Genomic DNA, 19,904 nt, shown 5'->3' with positions numbered 1-19,904 from the left:
TTCAGGCCAGCTCCCGCCGGTTGAACCCCCAGACCGCCAGGCCCAGGAGCAGGGCGATGTATCCAAGGGTGTTCAGGGCCGCCAGCCCCAGGAAGCCGGGGTCGGGCCACTGCCCATAGAGCACCGCGGGGCGGAGATCCAAACGGCTGAGGTCCGGGAGCAGCCAGAGGAGGCCGTTCAGCACCGGATACAGCTCCCCGCGGAGGTCTTCCATGACCCCCTGCCCCGCGACGAGATAGCCCAGCACGGGCGCCAATGAGCGGGCGGCCCAGGCGAAGGCGGCCCCGAGGGCGAACGGCAGGAACGGCGTGGTGGACAGAGTGGTCAGCAGCCAGGCGAAGGCCGTGATGGTAAGGAGGTCCAGCCAGAGGTACAGCCCCAGGGGCACCAGGGACAGACCGGCGCTGACGGGGGTGGGCTGGCTGTAGCCCAGCCCGGCCAGCCAGCCCACCAGGGCGAGCAGGACCCCGGACCCAGCCAGCGCCAGGGCCAGCAGGACGGCCACGCTGCCGAAGCGTCCCAGGACGTAGTCGGCGCGGCGGGTGGGGTAGCTGAGCACGGTGTGCAGCACCCGCTGCTCCGTGTCCCGGGTGAATAGCTCCTGCACCCAGAACAGGGCCAGGAGCACCCCGATGATGCGCACGGCGGAGATGCCCACGTCCAGAGCCACGGTGGCCGGCTGCCGGCCCGAGAACTCAGCGGCCAGCAGGGCACCACCAAGGGCCAGGACCCCCACCAGGGCAAGCCCGAGGAAGCTGCGGCTGCGAAGCCCCAGGCGAAGACCGTTCAGGAAATGCAGGTACACGTTGGTACGCCCCCAAAGCAAGGAAAAGCGGAAGGCATTATGGCCCCTGCCGGGGCCCTTCCGCCAGGTCGGCGGACGGGTGCGTCCAGGGGGGGTGCTCCAGATCCCCCTGAACCCAGAAACGGGGGTGGAATTTTCCCACCTCCCGCGAATACTGGCTGCGTGCCGTTTCCAGGACCGGAATCTGCTGGGAGGCCGGAACCAGCAACGGCACGAGGACAGTCGCCGAAGTCGCCGGGAGCCACCACCCCCGCCTCACTCGGGCTGGGGGCTGTTCCCGCAAATGCAGGCCCCAGGCCCAGCCCACAATCGCCGCCCCGAGGAACTGGCTGGCCGGCATGACGGCAATGCCGCTGACCATGGCATGGCCCAGCCCCGCCAGAATGGCGCACGCCACACCCGCCACGAGGAAGGCGTGGCGGGAACCGGCGTAAGTCCCTGCCGACCGCCGGGCCCGGAGCCAGGCCCAAAGGCCCCAGATCAGGGCGGCCGCCAGAAACAGCGCGGCGGGAAGCCCCCACTCAGCGGCTATTTGCAGCGCCGCGTTGTGGGGGTGCCCCAGGGTGCTTTGCGATTCCCCGCTGGCGAAGTGCATGGGGCCCACGCCGAGCCAGGGGTGGGTGGCCGTGAGGTCCAGGGCGTCCGCCCACAGGGCGAGGCGTGCGCTGTCCGCGTGGGCCGCCTTCTCCGCAGCCCGGGCGACCCCCGGGGCGGCGTGGTGGAACAGGGGGGCGTAGAGCAGGGCGCCGCCGACCGCCAGGCCCGAGTGCGCGGCCAGCCAGGGACGGGCGGAGCGCCCCAGGAACAGGGCCGCGAGTGCCGCTCCCAGCACCTGGGCCACCAGGGCCCCGCGGCCCCCGGTGGCGAACAGCAGGGCCCACCACGCGATGGCCGCCAGGCCGAAGAGTGCTCCGAGGCCGCGATGGAGGCGATACGCCCAGACCGCCAGCACGGTGAGCAGGGGAAGGGTCCAGGTCTGCACCTGGTTGAAGAAGCGCACATTGACGAAATCGTGGAAGGGGGATCCCCAGGAAATGGGGACGTCCCGCCCCCAGGTAGCCCACATGTAGGCGGCGTAGAAATCGCCCATGTACAGCACCGTCCCCAGCCCCAGGGCGGCCAGGAGCACCCCGTCCCCGGTCCGGCCGAGGCGTCCCAGGGACACGGCGGTCCCCACGGCGAACAACCCCAGCGCCAGCACCAGGCCCCATTCGGCCAGGGCCGGCCCCGGCCGGGGGGCGGCCAGGGCGGAGGCGAGGCCCAGCGCGCCAAAGGCCGTAACCAGCCCCCGGGCGGGGAATGGGAGGGCGCCCCAGGCCGATGCGGCCCCCCGGCGCAGCCCTGGGTGCAGGGCCAGCAGCAGGCCCCCACCCGCCAGCACCGCGAGGAGAAGGAGCCGCTTGTTGTCGTAGGTGGCGAACCCCCCGGAAAGCCAGTCCGGCCCCCCCACCACGAGAACCGCGGCGGCCCAGGCGGTGAGCATGAGCCAGAGGAAGGCGGAAGGGATCGGCGGGGAGCACAGGATAACGCGGGCTCCTTGGATGGCTGGAGAGTGGCTGCAGCCGGATCATGAAGCAAAAAAGGAAGGGGCCTGGCCCCTTCCCGTTGGCGGCTTCCCCAATTGCGGGGCGGCCGCAGGCCTGCTTAGGAGTCGGCCTCGCTCCAGGCATTCGCCGCAGCCTCTTTTGCTGAGACACCATCCGTGGGATCGAAATCACTCCCGGTGTGCTCCTCGACAGACCCGCCACCCGTTACGCCGGCGTAAGCGGCGTTGCCGCCATCGTGGGCAGCGGCTATGGCGATATCACCACCCGCGGTGGTCTCGCCGGCGGTCAGGTAGGTGCCGTCGGAGACCTGCAGGTCAACAGGACTGCGGAGGAGGTCGAGGTCAGTGTCAGAACATTCTATGGTGCCTCCTCCCTCGAGGTCTTTAATTCCATCAGCTTCACATTGTCCTTCTTCGCCAAAGGCGGTCATGGGCGAGAGAAGGCCGAGCATGGCCAGCAGGGCCAGAGACTTTTTCATGGCAAGCTCCTGTCAATCGAAATTGGTTCTGGACTGTGGTGGACGAGGCTACATGCCTGCCACGACGGAGGTTAGCGCGTTGCGCGCGTCGCTCTGCGCCGTGGAGTTGTTGGCGCTCTCGCGGTACTGGGCGAACTGCGGGATGGCGATGGCGGCGAGGATGCCGATGATGGCCACCACGATCATCAGCTCGATGAGCGTGAAGCCCTGCTCGCCCTTCTTGGCGCTCAGCTTCTTGAGCATTGGTGCTCCTCCTGTGGGTTTGTCCGTAAGCAATGGGCCGGGGCCCGCGTCCAGTCAGGTAAGCAATTGGCGTGCCAAGGTTTTGCTTGCGGCGGCGGGCGGGCTGGCGGGGCGGTCCGGGAGTCGAGGTGACAAGATTGGTCACCCCGGGGGACAAGGAGCGTGTCCCTGTCTGGACAGAGGCGTCGGAATCAGTCCCGCTCCCGGGTCTCCTGGAGGCAGCGGTCGGAGCAGTAGAAGTGGCCCCGGTCGTCGGTACGGGCGCGGTCCTTGGGCACGAAGGTGCCGCAGGCCTTGCAGGGGACCACGGGCTGGGACTCGGACGTGGGGGGAGTGTCCGGACGCGGCGGTTGGAGCTTGGCCAGGACCCGCCGGACGAGCCGGTAGGCGAAGTAGATCAGGACGGCGAGGGCGATCAAGCGCAGGATCATGGGCCGGCGTTGGTGTCCGTTGGGGGGTGGCGATGGCCCGGGCGCGGTGGGCCCGGCTTCCTGGAAGGCTTGGACCGCGCCGGGCCCTCAGAAGTCCCGGGTGACCACGAAGTCCGCCAGGGCCTCCAGGGCGCGGCGCTCCTCGGTGTCCGGCAGACCGGCCAGGGACTCCTTGGCGGTTTCGATCCGCTCGCGGGCCGACTGCACGGTGTACTCCAGGGCCCCGGTGCGCTCGATGGCGGTGCGCACGGGGTCGAGCAGGGCCACGCCCTCCTCCTCCAGGGCGCGGCGGATGGCGTTGCGGCCCTGGTGGTCGGCGTGGGCCAGGGCGTGGATGGTGGGCAGGGTGGGCTTGCCCTCCTCCAGGTCGTTGCCCAGCTGCTTGCCCCAGGCCTCGGCGGTGGCGCTGTAGTCCAGGCAGTCGTCGATGAGCTGGAAGGCCACGCCCAGGTGGTGGCCGTAGGCGGCGATCCGCTCCTCCTCTTCGGCGGGGCGGCCGCTGACGACGGCGGCGATGCGGGCGGCCGCCTCGAACAGCACGGCGGTCTTGGCCGTCACCACCCGCAGGTAGCTGGCCTCGTCCACCTCGGGGTCGTGCATGTTGGCGAGCTGCAGCACCTCGCCCTCGGCCAGCTCGCGGGTGGCCCCGGAGAGGATCTCCAGCACCCGCATGTCGCCGTCGGACACCATGGCCTCGAAGGAGCGGGCGAACAGGAAGTCGCCCACCAGCACCGGGGCCTGGGCCCCCCACAGGGCGTTGGCGGTGGGCCGCGTGCGGCGCTGCTCGGCGTCGTCCACCACGTCGTCGTGCATGAGGGTGGCGGTGTGGATGAACTCGATCACCGCGGCCAGCTTCAGGTGGCGCTCGCCCCGGTAGCCGAACATGCGGGTGGCGGCCAGTAGCACCATGGGCCGCAGGCGCTTGCCGCCACTGTCGATGACGTAGTTGCCGAGCAGGGGGATTAGCGGGATGTCCGAGTCCAGAAGCCCGTGGATCGCCTGGTCCACGGCCTGCAGGTCGTCGGCAAGGAGGGATTTGAGCTGTTCGATCGCCATGGGTACCGGTTTCCGGGGGCCGGGGCAAAGCTAGGGCGGCGGGCGGGCCTTGTCAAGGCGCCAATTCTTGCAAGCCCGGCCCCGGAAGGCAAATCGGCGCCCCATCCTTGACACGCGTGCGTTTTCCGGGCACCAAGCAGGGATTATGCCCCAGACCAATCAGCAAGATCCCGTCGAGTATCTGCGTGGCCTCCTGCGGGAGAACCCGCGCCTGTTTCGCGACCACCCCGAGCTGCTGGAAGAGCTGGACCTCGGCCCGGACGCCGAGGCCACCGTGGTGGCCCTCGAGCACGCCCGTGGCCGGCGCCTGCAGCGCAAGGCCGCCGACCTGGAGGGGGAGCTGGAGCGCCTGGTGGGCATGGCCCGGGACAACGACCGCCTGGCCGCCCACCTGCACCGCCTGACCGTGGACCTCCTGGCCTGCGCGGACCGCGACGAGCTGGTCCACACCCTTCTGGAGGGGGTGCGCGACAACTTCCGCGTGGACGCCGTGGGGCTGCGGGTGGAGCGGGAGGGCTTCGCCGGTCGGCTGGACGCCCGGTTCCTCGCCTCCCGGGACTGGATCCGCGAGCGCTTCGTTACCGAGGATCGCATCACCCTGGGCGAGCCCGGCGACGGGACCGCGGTCGGCGCCCTCTACGGCGACGAGACGGCCCCCCAGTCCCACGCCCTCGTCCCCCTGCGCGACGGCTCCCGCCTGTTCGGCCTGCTGGGCCTGGCCAGCCGCGACCCGCAGCGGTTCGTGCCCGGCATGGGCACCACCTATCTGGAGCGGCTGGGGGAGCTGGCCGGCGTCCTGCTGGCCGGCCCCGGGTGGCGGGCGGAGTGAGCGGGGCGGACGACTCCGGCGATCCTCTGGCCCGCTTCCTGGTCCACCTGGCCGGGGAGCGCGGCCTGTCGCCGCGCACCGTGGACGGCTACCGCCGTGACCTGGAGGCCTTCCGCGTCTTCCTCGGGGAGGCCGACCCCGATTGGGGCCGCGTCAGCCGCCAGCAAGTGCGGGGCTTCGTGGGTGACCTCCACCGCCGGGGCCTGACGGCGCGCTCCATCCACCGTGCCCTGTCCGCCCTGCGCACCTTCTACCGCTACCTGATCCGGGAGCGGGTGGTCACCGCCAATCCCGCCGAGCAGGCCACCGCCCCGCGCATGGAGCGCGGGCTGCCGCGCGTCCTGGCCCCCGAGCAGGCCGCCGCCCTCCTCCAGCGCTTCCCGGAGGGCTTCGAGGGCGCGCGCGACCGCGCCCTGCTGGAGCTGCTGTACTCCAGCGGCCTGCGCGTGGCAGAGGCCGCCGCCCTGGACCTGGGCGGGGTGGATCGGGCGGCGGGCGAGACCCGGGTGGTGGGCAAGGGCGGCAAGACCCGGGTGGTGCCGGTGGGCCGCAAGGCGCGGGAGGCCCTGGAGGCCTACCTGCCCTGGCGCGCCGAGCGCGCCGCCGCCGGCGAGGCCGCCCTGTTCATCACCCGCCGCGGCCGCCGCATGGCGGTGCGCACCATGCAGGAGCGGGTGCGCCGGCTTTCGGGTGGCGCCGCCTCCCCCCACACCCTGCGCCACAGCTGCGCCAGCCACCTGCTGGAGAGCTCCGGGGACCTGCGCGCGGTCCAGGAGCTCCTCGGCCACGCCAGCCTCTCCACCACCCAGGTCTACACCCACCTCGACATCCAGCAGCTGTCCGCCGCCTACGACCGCGCCCATCCCCGGGCGCGGCGCGGAACCTCCGACGCTGAGAGTGAGGACTAACCCTCCAGAAGGTATACTGGTCGGTTTCCCGCGGCTTCCGCCACCCACCCACGGCAAGAGGCAGCCATGGCCGACTTCGAAGGCACCACCATCCTCTCCGTGCGCCGGGGCCGCCGCGTCGCCATGGGCGGCGACGGCCAGGTGACCCTCGGCAGCACCGTCATGAAGGCCAACGCCGTCAAGGTGCGGCGCATGTACCAGGAGCAGGTGCTGGCGGGCTTCGCCGGCTCCACCGCGGACGCCTTCACCCTGTTCGAGCGCTTCGAGGGCAAGCTCGAGGCCCACCGCGGCAACCTCAAGCGGGCGGCGGTGGAGCTGGCCAAGGACTGGCGCACGGACCGCGCCCTGCGCCGCCTGGAGGCCCTGCTGGCCGTGGCCGACGCCGAGTCCAGCCTGATCCTCTCGGGCAACGGCGACGTCATCGAGCCGGAGGGCGGGCTAATCGCCATCGGCAGCGGCGGCCCCTACGCCCAGGCCGCGGCCCGGGCGCTCACGGAGCACACCGATATGGAACCGGTGGACGCGGTCCACCACGGCCTCAATATCGCCGCGGAGATCTGTATCTACACCAACGCCAACCGCACGGTGGAGGTCCTGGAGAGCGATGAGTGAGCTGACCCCGCCGGAGATCGTCCGGGAGCTGGACAAATACATCATCGGCCAGCAGGAGGCCAAGCGGGCGGTGGCCGTGGCCCTGCGCAACCGCTGGCGCCGCAACCGCGTGGGCGGCGATCTGGCCCAGGAAATCACGCCCAAGAACATCCTCATGATCGGCCCCACCGGCGTGGGCAAGACCGAGATCGCCCGCCGCCTGGCCACCCTCGCTGGGGCCCCCTTCCTCAAGGTGGAGGCCACCAAGTTCACCGAGGTGGGCTACATGGGCCGCGACGTGGAGTCCATGGTCCGCGACCTGGTGGAGCAGGCCATCAAGATGGTTCGCGAGGAGGCCAAGGAGGGCGTCCGCAGGCGCGCCGAGGACGCCGCCGAGGAGGCGCTGCTCGACATCTTGCTGCCGCCCGCCCGCGACGGCAAGGGCGAGGAGGACTCCGACACCCGCCAGAAATTCCGCAAGATGCTGCGCGAGGGCCGCCTCGACGAGCGCGAAGTGGAGATCGAGGTGCAGGAGAGCGGCGCGCGCATGCAGATGATGGTGCCCCAGGGCATGGAGGAGATGGGCAGCCAGCTCCAGGAGATGCTCCAGGGCCTGGGCGGCGGGCGCACCAAGACCCGCAAGGTGACCGTGAAGGAGGCCTTCCAGATCCTCACCGACCAGGAGGCGGCCAAGCTGGTGGACGAGGAGGACATCCGCCACCGCGCTGTCCGTCGGGTGGAGAACCACGGCATCCTGTTCATCGACGAGCTGGACAAGGTGGCCGGCTCCGGGCAGGGTGGCGGCGGCAGCCCGGACGTGTCCCGGGAGGGCGTGCAGCGCGACCTGCTGCCGCTGGTGGAGGGCTCCACCGTGTCCACCAAGCACGGCATGGTGAGCACCGACCACATCCTGTTCATCGGCTCCGGGGCCTTCCACCTGTCCAAGCCCTCGGACCTGATCCCCGAGCTGCAGGGGCGGCTGCCCATCCGGGTGGAGCTGGAGGCCCTGGCCACCGAGGAGTTCGTGCGCATCCTCACCGAGCCCCAGGCCGCCCTCACCCACCAGCACCAGGCGCTGCTGGAGACCGAGGGGGTCAACCTGGAATTCACCGACGACGGCCTGCGTCGCCTCGCCGAGGTGGCCTTCGAGGTGAACGAGCGCACCGAGAACATTGGCGCCCGGCGCCTGCACACGGTCATGGAGCGGCTGCTCGAGGAGGTCTCCTTCGAGGCCGCCGAGCGCTCCGGCCAGACCCTGACCGTGGACGCCGCCTACGTGGACGAGCACCTGGGCGACCTGGCCGCCGACGAAGACCTGTCCCGCTACATCCTATGAGCGAACGAAACGGCTATACCCCGGCGGACACCGCCCACATCCTCAACGAGGCCCTGCCCTACATCCGCCGCTTCCACGGCTCCACCATCGTGGTGAAGTACGGTGGCAACGCCATGGTGGACGAGGGCCTCAAGGAGAGCTTCGCCCGCGACGTGGTGCTCATGAAGCTGGTGGGCATGAACCCGGTGATCGTCCACGGCGGCGGCCCGCAGATCGGCAAGACTTTGGAGGAGATGGGCCGCAAGACCGAGTTCATCGCCGGCATGCGGGTCACCGACGCCGACACCATGGAGGTGGTGGAGATGGTGCTCGGCGGCCACGTCAACAAGGAGATCGTCCGCCTCATCAACCGCCACGGCGGCAAGGCGGTGGGCCTGTCCGGCAAGGACGGCGGCCTGATCCGCGCCCGCAAGCTGCAGGTGACCCGGGAGAGCCCCGAGGCGGACGCCCCGGAGATCATCGACGTGGGCCTGGTGGGCGAGGTGGAGTCCATCCATCCGGAGGTGGTGGAGACCCTGGATACCGGGGACTTCATCCCCATCATTGCCCCCATCGGCGTGGGGCCCGAGGGCGAGACCTTCAACATCAACGCCGACCTGGTGGCGGGCCGGCTGGCCCAGGAGCTGGCGGCCGAGAAGCTGGTCCTGCTCACCGATGTCCCCGGCATCCTGGACAGCGGCGGCGGGCTGCTGACAGGGCTCGACCCGGAGCAGGTAAACGGGTACATTTCCGATGGGACAATCGCCGGCGGCATGCTCCCCAAGGTGCGCTGCTGTCTGGACGCTGTCGGCGGGGGCGTGGGCAGCGCCCACATCATCGACGGGCGCGTGGACCACGCCCTGCTGCTGGAGGTCTTCACCGACGCCGGGGTGGGGACCCTGATCCGGGGAACGGCGGGACGGACACAAAAATAGGGGAAACGGTTTGGCCAGAAAGGGGCAACGGCGCGAGGAGATCCTTCAGGCCCTCGCGCGCATGCTGGAGAACAATACGGACGGACGCGTGACCACTGCGGCGCTGGCCCAGGAGGTGGGCGTGTCCGAGGCGGCGCTGTACCGCCACTTCGGCAGCAAGAGCCAGATGTTCGAGGCCCTCATCGAATTCATCGAGGAGAGCCTGTTCTCCCGCGTGAACCGCATCGTCGAGGCGGAGGAGGATCCCCGCGAGCAGTGCGAGTCCATCCTGCGCCTGTGGCTCGGCTTCGCCGGCAAGAACCCGGGGCTGGCGCGCCTCATGCTCGGCGAGGCCATCCAGGGCGAGTCGGACAATCTGAGGAGCCGGGTCAACCAGCTCCTGGAGCGCCTGGAGACGCAGCTCAAGCATGTCCTCAAGCGCGCCCGGCTGGAGTCCCAGCTGTCCGGGGACACGGACGCCCTGGCCGCCGCCAACCTCCTGGTGGCCGTGGTGCACGGCCGCATCAACCAGTACTCCCGCTCCAATTTCAAGGTGGATCCCACCCATCAGTGGTCCGCGCAGTGGGCCATCCTCGAAGGCGGGCTGTTCCAGTAGCGCCTGTCCTGGTAACGGCGGAGACGCGGAGGGTGCGGAAAGGGACCTCGAAAAAGGAGGGGTTCCGCGCCTGCTGCGCCCCTGCGGTTACCCCCCCGCCGCATCCGGCACCACCTCCAGATCCAGCTCGGCGACCTCCCCTTCCAGCCGGAACGCCCGCGCCCGCCACTCGCCCCCCTTCCGGCCGATGATGACGTGCGCCGCCTCCGGGTAGCGGTTCTCGGCCACGTCCGTGGGGCTGGGCCGCGGCTCGCCGTGGGGATGGGAGTGGTAGATGGCCACCAGCTCCCGGCCGGACTCCCGGATCCGGCGCATGGCGTCGATGAGGGCGGCGGGCTCCATGTCGTAGGCCTGGGGGCTGTGGAGGGCGTTCTCCACGGGCAGGCGGGCGTCGACCGTGTCGCCGTGGCCGGCGAGCAGGCCGCAGACCTCCTCGTCGGGCCGGGCGGCGGCGTGGGCCCGGAGGTCGGTCAGGAGGCGGGCTGGAAGGCGGAGCACGCCGGGCATTGGGGGTCCCGGGCCAGCCGGATGGTGCGGAAGTCCATGGCGAGGGCGTCCACCAGCAGCAGGCGGCCGGCCAGGCCCTCGTCGATGCCGGCCAGGCGCTTGATGGCCTCGGCGGCCATGGTGGTGCCGATCAGCCCGGCCACCGGGCCCAGCACCCCGGTCATCGAACAGCGCTCCGTCTCCCCGGCGTCGGGGGCCTCGCGGTAGAGGCAGCGGTAGCAGGGGCCGCCCTCCGCCACGAAGGGGAAGACGGTCACCTGCCCCTCCATGCGGATCACGGCGCCGGTGACCAGGGTGCGGCGGTGGCGCAGGCAGGCGGCGTTGACCGCGTAACGGGTGTCGAAGTTGTCGCTGGCGTCCACCACCAGGTCGGCGGCCGCCACGGCGTCGGCGAGGCCTTCCCCTTCGAGGCGCTCCGCCAGGGGGTGCACCTTCACCTCCGGGTTCAGGTCGTAGAGGGCGGCCGCCGCCGACTCCGCCTTGTTCCAGCCCACCCGGCTCTCGGTGTGCAGCACCTGACGGTGGAGGTTGGACACCGCCACCGCGTCGGCGTCGGCGACGGTCAGCTCCCCCACCCCGGCCCCGGCGAGGTAGAGGGCCGCGGGCGCGCCGAGGCCGCCGGCGCCGACCAGGAGCACCCGGGATCCCAGCAGCCGCTGCTGCCCCTCGACGCCGAGCCGGGGCAGCAGGATCTGGCGGCCGTAGCGGTCGAGCTGTGCGTCGGTGAGCTCGGGCATGGGATAGTCCCTTCCGGGGTCAACGGCGGCAAAAAGCGCCAAGGCGCCAAGAAGCCCAGGCTACGAACCGCCAAGGACACCGAGCAACAAACAGAAAAATAGATATTGCGCGAATTCTTGGCCAGGGGGCATTCGGGCCCTCCCAAGGAATTGGCCGTTTTCCTTTTCGCCGTTCCTTGGCGATCTTGGTGTTTTCTTGCCGTTTTGGTCAGTCCGTCGAGGCCCACCGCCCCTCGACAACGCGGTCCCGGCCCCCATAATCGCGGTGCACGGCCACCTCCGTGAAGCCGTGTTCCTCGAAAAGCGCGGCAACCGCCTTTCCCTGGTCCCAGCCGATTTCCACCACCAGCCAGCCGCCGGGCTCCAGATGGGCCGGCGCCTCGGGCACCAGGACGCGGTAGGCGTCCAGGCCTTCCGGGCCGGCGGCCAGGGCCTCCCGCGGCTCGGCGGCGACGTCGCCCGCCTCCAGGTGCGGATCGGCCTCGGGGACGTAGGGGGGATTGGCGACGATCAGGTGGTAGGTCTCCCCCGCCACCGGCGCGAACCAGCTGCCCGTGTGGACCGTGACCCGCTCGCCCAGGCCGAGTTGCTCCACGTTTCCGGCGGCCACCTCGGCCGCCTCCGGACTGGCCTCCACGGCGTCCACGCGCAGTTCCTGGCGTTCGGTGGCCAGCGCGGCGGCGATGCAGCCGGTGCCGGTGCCCAGGTCCAGGGCGCGGATCTCCCCTTCCAAGGGCAGGTGCTCCACGGCCCGTTCCACCACCACCTCCGTGTCGGGACGGGGGATCAGGGTGTCGGCGGTGACGCGAAAGGGCAGGGACCAGAACTCCCGCTCGCCCAGGAGGTGGGCCACCGGGGCCCCCTTGGCGCGGGCGCGCACCAGCTCGCGGTAGGCGTCGCGCTCGGTCTGATCCAGCGGTCGGTCGGGGTCGAGGTAGAGCTGCAGGCGCTCAACGCCCAGGGCGTGGGCCAGGAGCAGCTCGGCGTCGAGGCGGCCCGTGTCGCTGCCGGCCTCGTTGAGGTGGCCGGCGGTCCATTCCAGGACGGCCCGGACGGTCCAGGCACCGGCCATGGCCGTCAGGCCTCCAGCTGGGCCAGCTGCTCCGCCTGGTCCTCGGTGATGAGGGGGTCGATGATCAGGTCCAGATTGCCCTCCAGCACCTGGTCGAGCTGGTAGAGGGTGAGGTTGATGCGGTGGTCGGTGACCCGGCCCTGTGGGAAGTTGTAGGTGCGGATGCGCTCGGAGCGGTCGCCGCTGCCCACCAGGGAGCGGCGCTGGTCGGCGCGCTCCTGGTCGGCCCGCTGGCGCTCGGCCTCGTAGAGGCGCGCCTGCAGCACCTTCATGGCCTTGTCCTTGTTCTTGTGCTGGGACTTCTCGTCCTGGCACGAGACCACCACCCCGGTGGGCAGGTGGGTGATGCGCACCGCCGAGTCGGTGGTGTTGACGCTCTGGCCGCCGGGTCCGGAGGCCCGGAAGATGTCGACCCGCAGGTCGTTGGGGTCGATGTTCACCTCCACCTCCTCCGCCTCGGGCATCACGGCCACGGTGCAGGCGGAGGTGTGGATGCGGCCCTGGGTCTCCGTCTCCGGCACCCGCTGCACGCGGTGGCCGCCGGACTCGTACTTGAGCCGGCTGAAAGCGCCCTGCCCCCGCACCTGGAGGATCACCTCCTTGAAGCCGCCGCGGTCGCTCTCGCTGGCGGACATGACCTCCGTCTTCCAGCCCCGGGATTCGGCGTAGCGGCTGTACATCTTGAGCAGGTCGCCGGCGAACAGGGCGGCCTCCTCGCCGCCGGCACCGGCGCGAATCTCCAGGAAGACGTTCTTCTCGTCGTTGGGGTCCTTGGGCAGCAGCAGCCGCTGCAGGTGGTCCTCCAGCTCGGTGAGCTTGGCCTCCGCTTCCTCCAGCTCGGCCCGGGCCATCTCGCCGAGCTCGGGGTCCTCCAGCATCTCCCGGCTCTGGGCGGCCTCGTCCTCCCACTGCTCGTACTCGCCGAAGGCCTTCACGATGGGCTCGAGCTCGGCGTACTCCTTGGAGCGCGCCTGGAACTCCTCGATGTTCTCCATGAGGGCGGCGTCGGAGAGCATGTGCCCCAGCTCGTCGAGCCGGTTGCGGGCGTTCTCCAGCTTGTGGCGGATGGCCTCTTTCATGAATCCTCGTCCAGCCGGAAGAGCTGATGCGTGGCCTCGATCAGCTCCTCGCCGTTGCCGTTCTCGCTGCAGTGGCGCAGCTGCATGGTGGGCTCGTGCAGGAGCTTGGTCACCAGGGCCTGGGAAAGCTTCTCCAGGGCGCTCTCCATCTCCTCGGGCACGTGACCGAGGCGCTTGCGGGTGCGCTCCAGCTCCTGCTCGCGGATGGCCTCCGCCTTGGCGCGCATGGCCTTGATGGTTGGGACGATCTCCTGGCTGCGCAGCCACTGGAGAAACTCCTCCACGTTGGCCTCCACGATCCCTTCGGCCCGCTCCGCCTCCTGGCGGCGCGCCTGGAGGTTCTCCTCCACAACCGCTTGCAGGTCGTCCACCGTATAGAGGTAGATGCCGGATACCTCCTCGGCGTCCTCCGGCAGGTCCCGGGGCACCGCCAGGTCCACCAGGAACATGGCCTGGCGCTTGCGGCGCTTCTGGGCCCGCTCCAGCCAGGCCCGCTCCACCACCTGGGTGGGGGCCCCGGTGGAGGAGATCACCATGTCCACCTCCCCCAGCACCTCGGGCACAGCGTCCAGCGGCATGGCGCGGACCTCCAGCTCGGCGGCCAGCTCCTCGGCGTTCTCCAGGGTGCGATTGGCCACCAGCTGGGTGGCCACGCCCGCCTCGCGTAGGTGGCGGCCGGCCAGCTGAATGGTCTCCCCGGCGCCGATGAGCAGTACCCGCGAGCGGGAGAGATCGCCGAAGATGCGTCGGGCCAGCTCCACGGCGGCGTAGCTCACGGAGACCGCCTGGCCGCCGATGTCCGTCTCGCTGCGCACCCGTTTGCCCACCTTGAAGGCGTGGTGGAAGGCGCGGTTGAGCAGGGGGCCCAGGCTGCCCACGTGGTAGGCGGACCGGTAGGCCTCCTTGAGCTGGCCGAGGATCTGGGGCTCGCCCACCACTAGGCTGTCGAGGCTGCCGGAGACCCGGAACAGATGGGTGACCGCCTCCCGGTCGTGGTAGGCGTAGAGGTGGGGTCGCAGCTCCTCCGGCGTCAGGCCGTGGAAGCCGGCCAGCCAAGTGATCACCGCCTCCTGGCCCGCCACCGTGTCGGTCGCCGCGCAGTAGCATTCGGTGCGGTTGCAGGTGGAGAGGATCGCGCCCTCCCGCACGCCCCGCTGCTGGGTGAGGTCCAACAGGGCGTCGGGGAGGGTTTCCGGGCCGAAGGAAACCTGCTCGCGGATGGCCACCGGGGCCGTCTTATGGTTTACGCCTATGGCGAGGAGGTGCATGGATTACGCAATTGGACGCTGCGTTCGACGCGGGGAATCGCTTCTCCCCAAACCATCCCGGCCGGGGGGCAGCGTACCGCGGTTGGATTGGGGGCATGGCAACCGGGAAATACTGCGCCATTGCCATTTCGAATGCAACCGTTAGGCCCCATCGGGGGCGGGGCTTTGGACACCCTGTCTCGCCTATGGGACAATCAGAGACCAGGAACGATCCGTGCGGGCCCGCACGGTGTTTTCCGGCTTTGGCGGGCGCGACCCCGTTCGGTCTTCAGTCCCCCGCCACCATCCCTCTCCCGGATTCCGGAATGGACGATACCCGCGTGAAAGCCCGTTTCCTCCTCGGGCGGCTCCTCCTCGTCGGTGGCCTGGCGAGCACCTTGGCTGCCTGCCAGACCGCGCCTCCCGAAAAACCTGCCACGGATGTCGCGCCCGAGCCTTCCATGGAGGACAGTTCCCCCCCGGAGAAGGCCGAGGCCTCCCCTTTTCAGCGGGGCATGTACGCCTACCTGACCGCCGAGATGGCCCGCCAGGAGGGGCGTCTGGATATCGCCGCGGAATGGTACGCCCGGGCCGCCCGGGTGACCGGCCGGGGGGGGCTCTTCGAGCAGGCGACGGAAGCCGCCTTGCACGGCCGGAAGGGCGAGAAGGCAGCGGACTATGCCCGGGAGTGGCGCGAGGCAGCCCCCGAGCGGCCCGAGCCACTGCTGGCTCTGGCCCAGGCGCGACTGCTGGTGGGCGAGCCCGGGGAGGCGGTGGAGGTCATAGGCGTCCTTGTGGACCGGTTTCCCCGGGCGGAAGAGCTGTACCTGAGCGCCGGGGAGCGCCTGGTGCAGGCGGGCGGCGTGGAAAGCGCCGTTCGTGTGCTGCGCGATGCCGCTGAGAACAATTCGGATAAGGCCGCCGCCCAGCTCGCCTATGGCTACCTCCTCGCCCGCCTGGAGCAGCGGGAGAAGGCAGCCGACGTGCTGGAACGGGCCCTGGAGCTGCGACCCCACTGGGAGGCGGCGGCTGTGGAGCTGGCGCGCACCCGCTCGGTGGGCGAGGGCCTGCGTCTCCTGCGGGATTTCATCGATGAGCACCCCCGTGCCGTTCAGGCCCGGCTCCGCTACGGCCAGGGCCTGCTGGCGCGGGGAGAGGCCGAGGAGGCCGAGCAGGCATTCCGGGAGCTGTCCGAGGAAGGGATGCAGGACCCCCGCGTGCATATGGGCCTCGGCCTGGCCCGCTCCCAGCAAGGCAACTGGCAGGGGGCGCGGCGCGCCCTGCAGCGTGTGCTGGATCTTGACCCAGGGAACAACGAGGCCCTCTTCCACCTCGGCCAGGTGGCCCAGGAGCTGGAAAATTACGAGGCGGCCGCCGACTACTTCGGACGGGTGAGTGGCGGCCGCTATCTGGAGCAGGCTCGCATGGAGGAGGCAGCCGCCGCCGTAGAGCTGGGCGACCTCCAGCGGGCCTTGCAGTTAGTGCGTCAGGTGCGCACCGTCCGACCGGACGAGCCGGAGTATTTTCGCCTGGAGGCCCGCATCCTCGCCGAGATCGGCCAGTACCGGGCCGCCGAGGAGGTGGCCTCCCAGGGCCTGCAGCAGGACTCCGACCACAAGGAACTGCGCTACACTCGAGCCCTGGTCCGGGAGGAGGTGGGGGACTACGCCGGCATGGAGGCGGACATTCGCCAGGTGATCGAGGACCACCCCAAGGAGGCCCGGGCCTATAACTTCCTCGGCTACAGCCTGGCGGACCGGGGCGTACGTCTCAGCGAGGCCCTGCGTCTCCTGGAGCGCGCCAACGAGCTGGAGCCGAATCAGGGCTACATCCTCGACAGCCTGGGCTGGGCCTATTTTCGCCTCGGTCGGCTGGAGACTGCGGAGTCTTATCTCCGGCAAGCCCTGGAACAGAGCGAGGAGGAAGACCCCGAGATCCTTGTCCACCTGGGGGAGGTCCTGGAGGCCCGGGGGCGCCCGGAGGAGGCCCGGGAGATGTGGCGGGGAGCCCTGGAGCTGATGGAGGAGGACTCCGACATGGCCCGGGAGCTGAGGCGCCGACTGGATGAGGAAAGCCAGTGAGGCTCGGGCTTCTGCTCGCGGTGGGGCTCGCCATGGTGCTGGCAGGCTGCGCCGCGCTGGGCCCGCAGCCGGCGGAGGATCGCGACCGGGCCGCAGCGGCCTACCGCGAGCGGGCGGAGGCGCTCGCCGCCCCCGATGGCTGGCGGATGGTCGCCCGGGTGCGTGTGGAGGGCCCGGAGGAGTCGGGGCAGGTACGGCTTCACTGGACGCACCAGGACCGGTCCGACCGCCTCCAGGTGCGCAACCCCTTCGGGCAGACGGTCCTGGAAGTCCGCTATGGCGCCCAGGGTATGCAGGTCCGGGATTCCCGCGGGCGCACCTATCGGGGGGCGACGGCGCGGATGGTGCTCCAGCGGCGGCTGGGGTGGCGCGTGCCCGTGGAGTCCATGGCGCGGTGGGCCCTGGGGCTGGCTGACGAGGAACGCCTGCCGGAGGTGCTCGATGACCTGGGGGCGCCGTTGGAACTGCGCTCGGGGCCCTGGCGGGTAACCTACGGGGAGTACCGGGAGGTGGAGGGCATACGACTGCCACGGGACATTCGCCTGGAGCGCGAGGGCGCGGAGGCGCGCCTGCGGGTGGAGCAATGGGACCTGCGGGGAACGTGAGGAACGCGGGAGGGTGTGCAAAGGTGAGTGACCGGGTGAGCGAGGGCGCGGCCCCGGCCCTGGAGGTCCCGGTGGGGCTGAGGGAACCCCATTGGGACCGGGAGGGGACCCTGGCGGCGCCCGCCCCCGCCAAGCTGAACCTGTTTTTGCACATTACCGGCCGGCGGGCGGACGGCATGCACACCCTCCAGACCCTGTTCCAGTTCCTGGACTGGGGGGACACCCTGCGCCTGACGCCCACCGCAGAGCCGGTGATCGAGCGGGCGGCTTCCCTACCGGGCATTCCCGAGGAGGAGGATCTGACCCTCCGCGCCGCCCGCCTGCTGGCCAGGCATTCCGGCCATCCCGGCGGGGTCCGCATCCACGTGGACAAGCGGCTTCCGGTGGGGGGCGGGCTGGGAGGCGGCAGCAGCGACGCGGCCACCGTCCTCCTGGCGCTGAACCGCCTGTGGGGCTGCGGGATGCCCCGGACCGAGCTGGCCGCGCTGGGGGCCGCGCTGGGCGCCGACATCCCGGTCTTCATCGGCGGCAGCGCGGCCTGGGCCGAAGGGGTCGGGGAGCAGCTGAGCCCGGTTAGCGAGCTCGCGGAGCCCTGGTACCTCCTGGTGTGGCCCGTTGGCGGGGGGGTTTCCACCCGCCGGGCCTTCGCGGACCCTGCCTTGACACGGGACCACCCTGAAGTAACAATACTGGACTTTTCGCAGGGACGATGCGGCAACGATTTCACCCCTGTGGTGGAAAGGCTGCATCCGGAATTGGTCCGGATCCGCGAGTGGCTGGACCGGAACGCCCCGGGGCCCGGACGCCTGACGGGATCCGGGGCGTGCTCGTTCGCGGAGTGCAGCGACCGGGCCCAGGCGGAGGCCCTGCGGGCCCGGGTGCCCTCCGCGTGGGGGGCGGCCGTGGCCCGAGGACGCAACCGGCATCCGCTGGCCGACTGGGCCTTCGCCACCGACCGGGAGGGCTGATCCGGGCGGATGGCCAGCCAGTTCCAGCGCTTGGGGCGTCGCCAAGTGGTAAGGCACCGGATTTTGATTCCGGCATTCGCAGGTTCGAATCCTGCCGCCCCAGCCAAACCCGAAGCGAAGAGCTCTGTTCGCGGGCGGATCCCGGCAGGGGTCCGCCCGCGGTCGTGGGGCCGCCTCGCGTACTCCACCCCAGTCAACCCATCGCCCGAGACAACGACGGAGTCCCCCTGAATGGCCAATTCCGATCTGGCCCTGTTTACGGGGAACGCCAATCGGGACCTGGCGGAGAAGGTCGCCCACCACCTGGGGGTGCCCCTCGGCCAGGCCGAGGTCGGTTCGTTCAGCGACGGCGAGGTCCACGTCGAATTCCTGGAGAACGTCCGGGGCCGCGACGTCTTCGTCATCCAGCCGACCTGCGCGCCCGCCAACACCCAGCTCATGGAGCTGCTGGCCATGCTCGACGCCCTGAAGCGGGCGTCGGCGGCGCGCATCACCGCGGTGGTGCCCTACTTCGGGTACGCGCGGCAGGATCGGCGGGCCAACGGGCGGACGCCCATCACGGCCAAGCTGGTGGCCGACCTCATCACCACCGCCGGGGCGGATCGGGTCCTGACCATGGACCTCCACGCCGACCAGATCCAGGGCTTCTTCGACATGCCGGTGGACAACATCTACGCCTCCCCGGTGCTGCTCGGCGAGCTGAATCGCATGGCCCTGGAGAACCTGGTGGTGATCTCCCCCGACGTGGGCGGCGTGGTGCGGGCGCGGGCCCTGGCCAAGCGGCTGGATGCCGAGCTGGCCATCATCGACAAGCGCCGGCCGCGGGCCAACGAGGCCCAGGTGATGCACATCATCGGCTCGGTGGAGGGGCGCAACTGCGTCATCGTCGACGACATGGTGGACACCGCCAACACCCTCTCCCGCGCCGCCACCGCCCTCAAGGAGAAGGGGGCCAAGTCGGTGATGGCGGCGGTCACCCACCCCGTGCTCTCGGGCAAGGCCATGGAGAACATCGAGGGCTCGGGGCTGGACACCATGCTGGTCACCGACACCATCCCGCTGAGCCCGGAAGCGGCGGCGAGCGACAAGATCCGGGTGCTGACCATATCCGAGCTGCTGGCGGAGGCCATCCGCCGGGTGAACCGCGAGGATTCGGTCAGCTCCCTGTTTCCCGAATAAGAATCCAGGCGTCCCAAGAGCGCGAGGCTTGCAACGATGGCGGACTATTCCCTCAACGTAGTGGAACGGACTGAGAAGGGCACCCCGGCCAGCCGGCGGATGCGCCGGGCGGGCATGATCCCGGCCAACGTCTTCGGGGCCGACAAGGACCCGCACATGGTGGCCCTCAATGAGAACGAGCTCATGCAGCTCATGGACGACGAGGGCTTCTTCTCCAGCCTGATCAGCCTGGAGGGCCTCAACGAGCGCCAGGACGTGCTGGTGCGCGAGGTCCAGATGCACCCCTACAAGCCCAAGCCCCTGCACGTGGACTTCCAGCGCGTGCAGGCCGACCAGAAGCTGAGCCTTAACGTGCCCCTGCACGTGGTCAACGACGAGCGGGCTCCGGGCGTGCTCGCCGGCGGCACGATCTCCCCGCTGATGACCGAGGTGGAGGTCACCTGCCTGCCCGCCAACATCCCGGACCACATCGAGGTGGACGTGGGCGCCATGGAGATCGGCGACACCCTGCACCTCTCCGACCTCCAGGCCCCTCCCGGCGTTGAGATCAACGCCGATCCGGAGAACGACCAGCCGGTGGTGAACATGGCCGGGACCAAGCCGGAGCCCGAGGCGGCCGTGGCCGAGGAAGTGGCCGAAGAGGCCGCCGGGGAAGGCGGTGAGGAGGCCGGAGCCGGCGAGGAAGAGGAATAGGCG

General features: G+C 70.4%; 22 protein-coding genes and 1 tRNA gene. 12 read left to right on the top strand and 11 right to left on the bottom strand.

Annotated elements, in window-relative coordinates:
* Position 1 precedes the first annotated feature (1 nt).
* The 6 genes from ACLFRB_RS00955 to ACLFRB_RS00930 all read right to left on the bottom strand — a co-directional run bounded on the left by ACLFRB_RS00955 (position 2) and on the right by ACLFRB_RS00930 (position 4,560).
* A complete protein-coding gene (locus ACLFRB_RS00955) occupies positions 2-805 on the bottom strand; it encodes a hypothetical protein (RefSeq protein WP_411067119.1) in 804 nt (267 codons plus the stop codon).
* Between the two features lie 37 nt (positions 806-842).
* Positions 843-2,288 carry an O-antigen ligase family protein gene (locus ACLFRB_RS00950; RefSeq protein ID WP_411067118.1) on the bottom strand — a complete coding sequence of 482 codons (1,446 nt, stop codon included), beginning with the start codon at positions 2,286-2,288 and terminating at the stop codon, positions 843-845.
* A gap of 161 nt (positions 2,289-2,449) precedes the next feature.
* The gene (locus ACLFRB_RS00945) at positions 2,450-2,830 is read right to left on the bottom strand and encodes a hypothetical protein (protein ID WP_411067117.1); all 381 of its coding nucleotides are present in this window, start codon (positions 2,828-2,830) and stop codon (positions 2,450-2,452) included.
* Between the two features lie 48 nt (positions 2,831-2,878).
* Positions 2,879-3,073 (bottom strand): prepilin-type N-terminal cleavage/methylation domain-containing protein, encoded by a 195-nt coding sequence (locus ACLFRB_RS00940; protein ID WP_411067116.1) that lies wholly within the window; start codon positions 3,071-3,073, stop codon positions 2,879-2,881.
* A gap of 191 nt (positions 3,074-3,264) precedes the next feature.
* Entirely contained in the window at positions 3,265-3,504 is a 240-nt protein-coding gene (locus tag ACLFRB_RS00935) for a PP0621 family protein (protein WP_411067115.1), read from the bottom strand.
* Positions 3,505-3,591: 87 nt separating this feature from the next.
* Positions 3,592-4,560 carry a polyprenyl synthetase family protein gene (locus tag ACLFRB_RS00930; protein ID WP_411067114.1) on the bottom strand — a complete coding sequence of 323 codons (969 nt, stop codon included), beginning with the start codon at positions 4,558-4,560 and terminating at the stop codon, positions 3,592-3,594.
* Between the two features lie 145 nt (positions 4,561-4,705).
* Between ACLFRB_RS00930 and ACLFRB_RS00925 the strand changes: the two genes are divergently transcribed.
* The 6 genes from ACLFRB_RS00925 (at position 4,706) to slmA (ending at position 9,733) form a co-directional block, all read left to right on the top strand.
* Positions 4,706-5,389: a DUF484 family protein gene (locus tag ACLFRB_RS00925; RefSeq protein WP_411067113.1), complete on the top strand. Its 684-nt coding sequence runs from the start codon at positions 4,706-4,708 to the stop codon at positions 5,387-5,389.
* Positions 5,386-6,297: a tyrosine recombinase XerC gene (locus tag ACLFRB_RS00920; protein ID WP_411067112.1), complete on the top strand. Its 912-nt coding sequence runs from the start codon at positions 5,386-5,388 to the stop codon at positions 6,295-6,297. The genes ACLFRB_RS00925 and ACLFRB_RS00920 overlap by 4 nt, the downstream gene beginning before the upstream one ends.
* Before the next feature lie 66 nt (positions 6,298-6,363).
* On the top strand, positions 6,364-6,909 hold the full coding sequence (hslV, locus tag ACLFRB_RS00915; RefSeq protein WP_411067111.1) for an ATP-dependent protease subunit HslV: 546 nt from the start codon (positions 6,364-6,366) through the stop codon (positions 6,907-6,909).
* Positions 6,902-8,224: an ATP-dependent protease ATPase subunit HslU gene (gene hslU / locus ACLFRB_RS00910; protein WP_411067110.1), complete on the top strand. Its 1,323-nt coding sequence runs from the start codon at positions 6,902-6,904 to the stop codon at positions 8,222-8,224. Before hslV ends, hslU begins: the two co-directional genes overlap by 8 nt.
* A complete protein-coding gene (gene argB, locus ACLFRB_RS00905; RefSeq protein WP_411067109.1) occupies positions 8,221-9,138 on the top strand; it encodes an acetylglutamate kinase in 918 nt (305 codons plus the stop codon). Before hslU ends, argB begins: the two co-directional genes overlap by 4 nt.
* Before the next feature lie 10 nt (positions 9,139-9,148).
* The gene (gene slmA, locus ACLFRB_RS00900; RefSeq protein ID WP_411067108.1) at positions 9,149-9,733 is read left to right on the top strand and encodes a nucleoid occlusion factor SlmA; all 585 of its coding nucleotides are present in this window, start codon (positions 9,149-9,151) and stop codon (positions 9,731-9,733) included.
* Positions 9,734-9,820: 87 nt separating this feature from the next.
* Here the strand turns inward: slmA and ACLFRB_RS00895 are convergent, their stop codons facing one another.
* The 5 genes from ACLFRB_RS00895 to hemA form a co-directional block, all read right to left on the bottom strand.
* Entirely contained in the window at positions 9,821-10,240 is a 420-nt protein-coding gene (locus tag ACLFRB_RS00895; protein WP_411067107.1) for a Mov34/MPN/PAD-1 family protein, read from the bottom strand.
* Entirely contained in the window at positions 10,204-10,977 is a 774-nt protein-coding gene (locus tag ACLFRB_RS00890) for a HesA/MoeB/ThiF family protein (RefSeq protein ID WP_411067106.1), read from the bottom strand. Before ACLFRB_RS00890 ends, ACLFRB_RS00895 begins: the two co-directional genes overlap by 37 nt.
* Positions 10,978-11,185: 208 nt before the next feature.
* Complete coding sequence (prmC, locus tag ACLFRB_RS00885) at positions 11,186-12,049, bottom strand: peptide chain release factor N(5)-glutamine methyltransferase (protein ID WP_411067105.1); 864 nt, start codon at positions 12,047-12,049, stop codon at positions 11,186-11,188.
* Between the two features lie 5 nt (positions 12,050-12,054).
* Positions 12,055-13,128, bottom strand: coding sequence for a peptide chain release factor 1 (gene prfA, locus ACLFRB_RS00880; RefSeq protein ID WP_411067104.1), 1,074 nt, complete (start codon positions 13,126-13,128; stop codon positions 12,055-12,057).
* On the bottom strand, positions 13,125-14,396 hold the full coding sequence (gene hemA / locus ACLFRB_RS00875; protein ID WP_411067103.1) for a glutamyl-tRNA reductase: 1,272 nt from the start codon (positions 14,394-14,396) through the stop codon (positions 13,125-13,127). Before hemA ends, prfA begins: the two co-directional genes overlap by 4 nt.
* Before the next feature lie 440 nt (positions 14,397-14,836).
* Here hemA and ACLFRB_RS00870 point away from each other — a divergent pair, with 440 nt between their 5' ends.
* From ACLFRB_RS00870 to ACLFRB_RS00845, 6 genes are all read left to right on the top strand, one after another.
* Positions 14,837-16,456 carry a tetratricopeptide repeat protein gene (locus ACLFRB_RS00870; RefSeq protein WP_411067102.1) on the top strand — a complete coding sequence of 540 codons (1,620 nt, stop codon included), beginning with the start codon at positions 14,837-14,839 and terminating at the stop codon, positions 16,454-16,456.
* Positions 16,453-17,061 carry a lipoprotein insertase outer membrane protein LolB gene (gene lolB / locus ACLFRB_RS00865; protein WP_411067101.1) on the top strand — a complete coding sequence of 203 codons (609 nt, stop codon included), beginning with the start codon at positions 16,453-16,455 and terminating at the stop codon, positions 17,059-17,061. Before ACLFRB_RS00870 ends, lolB begins: the two co-directional genes overlap by 4 nt.
* A 23-nt stretch (positions 17,062-17,084) precedes the next feature.
* Complete coding sequence (gene ispE / locus ACLFRB_RS00860) at positions 17,085-18,029, top strand: 4-(cytidine 5'-diphospho)-2-C-methyl-D-erythritol kinase (RefSeq protein WP_411067100.1); 945 nt, start codon at positions 17,085-17,087, stop codon at positions 18,027-18,029.
* A gap of 31 nt (positions 18,030-18,060) precedes the next feature.
* A tRNA-Gln gene (locus tag ACLFRB_RS00855) sits at positions 18,061-18,135 on the top strand.
* A 125-nt stretch (positions 18,136-18,260) separates the two neighbouring features.
* Positions 18,261-19,208, top strand: a complete 948-nt coding sequence (locus tag ACLFRB_RS00850; protein WP_411067099.1) for a ribose-phosphate pyrophosphokinase — start codon at positions 18,261-18,263, stop codon at positions 19,206-19,208.
* A gap of 36 nt (positions 19,209-19,244) precedes the next feature.
* The gene (locus ACLFRB_RS00845) at positions 19,245-19,901 is read left to right on the top strand and encodes a 50S ribosomal protein L25/general stress protein Ctc (protein ID WP_411067098.1); all 657 of its coding nucleotides are present in this window, start codon (positions 19,245-19,247) and stop codon (positions 19,899-19,901) included.
* Positions 19,902-19,904: the final 3 nt, after the last annotated feature.

Origin of the sequence: Thiohalorhabdus sp. (assembly GCF_046545655.1) — a bacterium.
GTDB lineage: Bacteria > Pseudomonadota > Gammaproteobacteria > Thiohalorhabdales > Thiohalorhabdaceae > Thiohalorhabdus.
This window is presented reverse-complemented; position numbering and strand designations above follow the sequence as displayed.